Here is a 5,574-nt window from a genome sequence, read left to right as displayed (position 1 = left end):
CTACCATGTCCCCGAACAAGTGTTCACTATGTCCCCGGACTGTACAGTGGGAGAGGGCCGGGGTGAGGGCATCAGGCATTAGCCTTAACTCGCTGTAACTCCGTTCCCTCGCGCTTCATCACCCGATCCAGCACTTCTGCCTCCAGCTCCGCCAGTCTTGCCGAACCGACACGACGAGGCCGTGGAAGATCCACCGTCAGATCCAGACCAATTTTTCCGTCTTCTATTAACAGCACCCGGTCGGCCATCGCCACGGCTTCGCTGACGTCATGCGTGACCAGCAGAACCGTGAATCCATGCGTCTGCCACAGGGATTCGATCAGATCCTGCATTTCGATCCGCGTTAAGGCGTCGAGCGCGCCGAGCGGCTCATCAAGCAACAGCAGGCCCGGACGATGAATTAACGCCCGTGCCAGCGCCACGCGCTGCTTCTGCCCACCCGACAGCGCAGCAGGCCATTCACCGGCGCGGTTTTCCAGTCCGACGGCGGCCAGCGCCTGACGGGCTTCATCCCGCCAGTGTCCTTTGAGCCCCAGCCCGACGTTATCAATCACCGTCTTCCAGGGCAGCAGTCGCGCATCCTGAAACATCATGCGGGTATCGTCCTGAATAGTGGCCAGCGGCGTTGTCCCTGCCAGAATGTCGCCGCCGTTAGGGGATTCCAGTCCGGCCAGAAGGCGCAGCAGCGTACTCTTGCCGCCGCCGCTGCGCCCGACAATGGCCACAAACTGCCCGGCGGGAATATGCAGATCCAGCGCGTTAAGAATGGTGTTTTCGCCGTAGCGTTTGGTCACGCCGTTTAACAGTAACGGTGTCCCCTGATTCAGTCGTGCCGTATTCATGCTTTCGCCTCCTGAAGGGTATACGCCGGGTTCCAGCGCAGCCAGCTGCGTTCCAGCCACTGGGCGCTGACGTCGGCGAGTTTGCCGAGCAGGGCATAAAGGATAATGGCAACCACCACGACGTCCGTTTGCAGGAACTCGCGGGCATTCATCGCCAGGTAGCCGATACCAGAGTTAGCCGAAATGGTTTCCGCGACAATCAGCGTCAGCCACATCAGGCCGAGGGCAAAACGCACTCCGACCATGATGGAGGGCAGGGCGCCCGGCAGGATCACGTGTAGAAAGAGCGAAAAACCCGACAAGCCATAGCTTCGCGCCATCTCCACCAGGCCGCGATCGATATTGCGGATGCCGTGCCAGGTATTAATGTAAATCGGGAACAGCGTGCCCAGCGCCACGAGGAAGATCTTCGCGCTCTCATCAATCCCAAACCACAGAATGACCAGCGGGATCAGCGCCAGATGCGGCACGTTACGCAACATCTGAATGGAGGTATCCAGCAGCCGCTCACCCCAGCGGGAAAGACCGCTGATCAACCCCAGCACCAGGCCGATGCTGCCGCCAATAGAAAACCCAATCACCGCGCGCCAGGAACTGATCGCCAGATGCTGCCACAGCTCACCGCTGACGCTCAGCGACCAGAACGCTTCTACAACGCCCTCAGGAGAGGGCAGAATACGGCTCGACAGCCAGCCGGTGGATGATGCGAGCTGCCAGAGAGCCACAATGCCGACGGGTAAAAACCACGGCGCGGCGCGCAGCAGCCATTTTTGTGAGGTGGCAGACATGGTCACTCCTTAGCTTTGCGCGGCTTTTCGAGGGATAAATTCGTTTGCCACCGCTTCTCCCTGCAGCTGAAGCTGCTGTGGCTGCGGTATTTCCGGGATGGCCACATCCAGATGCGGGAATAACAGCTCGCCCACTTTGTAGGCCTCCTCCAGGTGCGGATAACCGGAGAGAATAAAGCTGTCGATACCGAGGTCCGCGTATTCATTAATCCGCGCTGCCACGGTCGGGCCGTCCCCGACCAGCGCCGTGCCCGCACCGCCGCGCACCAGGCCAACGCCTGCCCACAGGTTCGGGCTGATCTCCAGCTTCTCGCGCTTGCCGTTGTGCAGGGATGCCATTCGGTGCTGTCCGACGGAGTCGGTTTTGGCAAACGCGGCCTGCGCCTTTGCGATGGTCTCATCGTCCAGATGGGATATCAGACGGTCTGCCGCCCGCCAGGCCTCTTCAGTGGTTTCGCGAACAATCACGTGCAGACGAATACCGAAGCGCACCTTGCGGCCATGGGCGTCCGCTTTTGCGCGCACCTGGGCAATTTTCTCTTTTACCAGCTCAGGCGGTTCGCCCCAGGTCAGATACAGATCGACCTGCTCGGCAGCCAGATCCTGGGCTACATCCGACGACCCGCCAAAATAGAGCGGTGGGCGCGGCTGCTGCACTGGCGGGAAGTAGAGTTTGGCGTCGCGAACGTGAATATGCTTGCCTTCGAAGGTGACGGTTTCACCTTCAAGCAGCCGCCGCCAGACGCGGGTGAACTCGGCAGAAGCCTCATAGCGCTCGGTGTGGTCGAGGAACACGCCATCGCCTGCCAGTTCCTGCGGATCGCTGCCCGTCACCAGGTTAAACAGGGCACGACCGTTGGAGAGTCTGTCCAGCGTTGCCGCCTGACGCGCTGCCACGGTGGGGGAAACCACGCCTGGACGTAACGCAACCAGGAACTTCAGACGCTGGGTGACCGGGATCATCGACGCGGCGACCAGCCAGGCATCTTCACATGAACGCCCGGTCGGGATCAGCACGCCGGTGAAACCGATGCGGTCCGCCGCCTGTGCAATCTGCTGCAGGTAGCCATGGTCAACCGGGCGGGAACCCTCTTCAGTGCCAAGATAGTGGCCATCTCCGTGGGTGGGTAAAAACCAGAAAAGATTCAGACTCATGATTTAGCTCCTTCTTTGCCTGCGGGTTGCCAGATGCGTTCGCGAATATCGACCTGTTTTGGCACCAGGCGGTTTTGATAGAAGAGGTCAGCGGTTTGTTGCTGTAGCGCGGCGACGTGCGCATCCACGGGTGAAATGGTGGTCGGCGGACGGTGGCTGAGGTAGCTCGCAATCACCGGTTCAGGTAAGCCCATGGTTTTCGCCAGCAGCGCAATACTTTCCTGACGCTGGCTTTGGGTCAGCGTGTCGGCCTGCGTAAAGGTATCCAGTACGTTCTGAATAAATGCACCATTCTTTTCCGCGTAAGGACGCGCGGCAAGGTAGAACGAGCCGGTCTGTTTCAGCGTCGTGCCATCCTTCAGCACACGCACGCCTCCTTGCAGTAATGCTGCGGAGTAGTACGGATCCCAGATAGCCCAGGCATCAACATTCTTCTGCTGGAACGCGGCACGTGCATCGGCTGGGGTCAGGTAAACAGGCTGAATGTCCGTGAATTTCAGCCCGGCCTCCTGTAAAGCGCGCAGCAGCAGGTTGTGTGAACTGGAGCCTTTCTGAAAAGCGACCTTATGACCTTTTAGATCGGCAACGCTTTTAATCTCGCTATTTTCAGGCACCAGAATGACTTCGGCCTTCGGTTTCGGCGGTTCAACGCCGACATAAACGAGGTCCGCCCCCGCAGCCTGGGCGAATATCGGCGGAATATCGCCTGTGCTGCCAAGATCGATACTGCCTACGTTTAAGGCTTCCAGCATCTGAGGGCCGGCAGGAAACTCGATCCAGGCAAATTTGGTGTCCGGGAAGCGTTTTTCCAGAAGCTGGTGACTTTTTGCCAGCACCATACTGACGCTGCCTTTCTGATAGCCAATGCGTAAACTGTCCGGCGCTGTTTCTGCGGCCTGAGCCAGCCCGGTCAAGGCCATCAGGCCAGCCAGCCCGAGGCGGGTTAAGGTTTTAAACATGTGCGACTCCTTGAGGCTGGCCAAACGCAGGTGCCTGGATATCCCGGCGATGCAGCGCGTGCCAGAAGGTTTCCAGCGCAGCATCGAGGCGCGTTTGCAGATTCGGCGTAAAGTGCGGCTTGTGTTGATAATCAATGACCTGCGAATCGTCCGCGAAAACCCCATGGAGAATCTCTTGTGCTTTCAGGGCATTCAGGACCGGTTTCAGGGCATAATCCACCGCCAGTAAATGGGCAACCGTTCCGCCCGTTGCCAGCGGCAGCACCACTTTGCCGTCCAGCGCGCGCTCCGGCAGTAGATCGAGCAGGGTTTTCAGTGCGCCAGAAAAAGAGGCTTTATAGATCGGTGTCGCCACGATTAAACCGTCTGCCTCTTTCAGTTGCTCTGTGAGGGTTTTCAGCGCAGGGCTGTCGAAACGGGCGTACAGCAAATCTTCGGGTTCGAAGTTATGCAGATTCCAGTGGCACACTTCCACATCCAGCGCATTGAGCTTTTCACGGGCATATTCCAGCAGGGCGCTGGAACGCGAAGGGAATCGTGGACTTCCGGCCAGGGTAATGACGCGCATACTTCCTCCTTATAACCAATTGTTTGCTTTTATCTAACATTCATAACAATTTTCAGGAGTGTGACACCGCGCGGTTATTCCACTAAATGATTTATCTGCAATTAAAATGCGAAAAAGTGCATAAGAAAGAGACCGGGAGGTAAACGTTTGCGTTTTACGATGATTTTTTTGCCGCAGGTCAATTCCTTTTCGCAGCGGGATCGCCCATAATCCCCTCCCGGTTTGCACACCGGGAATCCAGGAGAGTTCATGTACTACCCCTTCGTTCGTAAAGCCCTTTTCCAGCTCGATCCTGAGCGCGCTCATGAATTGACATTCCAGCAATTACGTCGCATTACCGGAACGCCTCTGGCGGCTCTGGTGCGCCAGAATGTGCCGGAAAAACCTGTGCAGTGCATGGGTCTGACCTTTAAAAACCCGCTGGGTCTGGCGGCCGGTCTGGACAAAAACGGCGAGTGCATTGATGCCCTGGGCGCAATGGGCTTTGGCTCCATCGAAATCGGTACCGTTACCCCGCGTCCACAGCCGGGAAATGATAAGCCGCGTTTGTTCCGCCTGGTGGAAGCCGAAGGGCTAATCAACCGCATGGGCTTTAATAATCTCGGCGTTGATCACCTGGTCGAGAACGTGAAAAAAGCCCATTTCGATGGGGTGCTGGGCATTAATATCGGTAAAAATAAAGACACGCCGGTTGAACAAGGTAAAGATGACTATCTGATTTGTATGGAAAAAGTCTACGCCTATGCCGGTTACATCGCGGTGAATATTTCATCGCCGAATACCCCGGGCCTGCGTTCTTTACAATATGGCGAAGCGCTGGACGATCTTCTCAGCGCCATTAAAAATAAACAAAATGAACTGCAGGCGATCCACCATAAATATGTTCCGGTCGCGGTGAAGATCGCACCGGATCTTTCGCCTGAAGAATTGATCCAGGTTGCCGACAGTTTAGTTCGCCATAATATTGATGGTGTTATTGCGACCAATACGACGCTCGATCGCTCCCTCGTTCAGGGAATGAAAAACTGTGACGAAGCGGGTGGGTTAAGTGGCCGTCCGGTACAATTAAAAAGCACCGAAATTATTCGTGCTCTGTCTGCAGAATTAAAAGGGCGTTTGCCGATTATTGGTGTCGGCGGTATCGACTCGGTGATTGCTGCGCGCGAGAAGATGGCGGCAGGGGCATCGCTGGTGCAAATCTATTCCGGCTTTATTTTTAAAGGACCGCCGCTGATTAAAGAAATCGTTACCCATATCTAATC

General features: G+C 56.7%; 6 protein-coding genes. 1 reads left to right on the top strand and 5 read right to left on the bottom strand.

The features are described 5' to 3' along the window. Window positions 1-71: 71 nt before the first annotated feature. Genes ssuB through ssuE form a run of 5 tightly spaced genes read right to left on the bottom strand, consistent with a single transcriptional unit; the run spans window position 72 to window position 4,312 of the window. On the bottom strand, window positions 72-842 hold the full coding sequence (gene ssuB, locus L977_RS22060; RefSeq protein WP_047626944.1) for an aliphatic sulfonates ABC transporter ATP-binding protein: 771 nt from the start codon (window positions 840-842) through the stop codon (window positions 72-74). After that, window positions 839-1,630, bottom strand: coding sequence for an aliphatic sulfonate ABC transporter permease SsuC (ssuC, locus tag L977_RS22055; RefSeq protein WP_014883238.1), 792 nt, complete (start codon window positions 1,628-1,630; stop codon window positions 839-841). Before ssuC ends, ssuB begins: the two co-directional genes overlap by 4 nt. Before the next feature lie 9 nt (window positions 1,631-1,639). Beyond that, the gene (ssuD, locus tag L977_RS22050; RefSeq protein ID WP_014883239.1) at window positions 1,640-2,785 is read right to left on the bottom strand and encodes an FMNH2-dependent alkanesulfonate monooxygenase; all 1,146 of its coding nucleotides are present in this window, start codon (window positions 2,783-2,785) and stop codon (window positions 1,640-1,642) included. After that, entirely contained in the window at window positions 2,782-3,744 is a 963-nt protein-coding gene (locus L977_RS22045) for a sulfonate ABC transporter substrate-binding protein (protein WP_047626943.1), read from the bottom strand. The genes ssuD and L977_RS22045 overlap by 4 nt, the downstream gene beginning before the upstream one ends. Beyond that, window positions 3,737-4,312: an NADPH-dependent FMN reductase gene (ssuE, locus tag L977_RS22040; RefSeq protein WP_014883241.1), complete on the bottom strand. Its 576-nt coding sequence runs from the start codon at window positions 4,310-4,312 to the stop codon at window positions 3,737-3,739. Before ssuE ends, L977_RS22045 begins: the two co-directional genes overlap by 8 nt. 249 nt (window positions 4,313-4,561) lie before the next feature. On the opposite strand from ssuE, the gene pyrD reads away from it, so the two are divergent. Continuing rightward, window positions 4,562-5,572 (top strand): quinone-dependent dihydroorotate dehydrogenase, encoded by a 1,011-nt coding sequence (gene pyrD, locus L977_RS22035; protein ID WP_014883242.1) that lies wholly within the window; start codon window positions 4,562-4,564, stop codon window positions 5,570-5,572. Window positions 5,573-5,574: the final 2 nt, after the last annotated feature.

This window comes from Enterobacter sp. ZOR0014, from assembly GCF_000798855.1.
Classification (GTDB): domain Bacteria; phylum Pseudomonadota; class Gammaproteobacteria; order Enterobacterales; family Enterobacteriaceae; genus Enterobacter; species Enterobacter kobei.
Note: the sequence above shows the minus strand (reverse complement) of the source record. Positions and strands in the feature narration are given on the sequence as shown.

Coding starts and splice junctions, on each gene's coding strand:
- ssuB (WP_047626944.1), bottom strand. CDS start 842: ATGAATACGGCACGACTGAATCAGGGGACACCGTTACTGTTAAACGGC.
- pyrD (WP_014883242.1), top strand. CDS start 4,562: ATGTACTACCCCTTCGTTCGTAAAGCCCTTTTCCAGCTCGATCCTGAG.
- ssuD (WP_014883239.1), bottom strand. CDS start 2,785: ATGAGTCTGAATCTTTTCTGGTTTTTACCCACCCACGGAGATGGCCAC.
- ssuC (WP_014883238.1), bottom strand. CDS start 1,630: ATGTCTGCCACCTCACAAAAATGGCTGCTGCGCGCCGCGCCGTGGTTT.
- ssuE (WP_014883241.1), bottom strand. CDS start 4,312: ATGCGCGTCATTACCCTGGCCGGAAGTCCACGATTCCCTTCGCGTTCC.
- L977_RS22045 (WP_047626943.1), bottom strand. CDS start 3,744: ATGTTTAAAACCTTAACCCGCCTCGGGCTGGCTGGCCTGATGGCCTTG.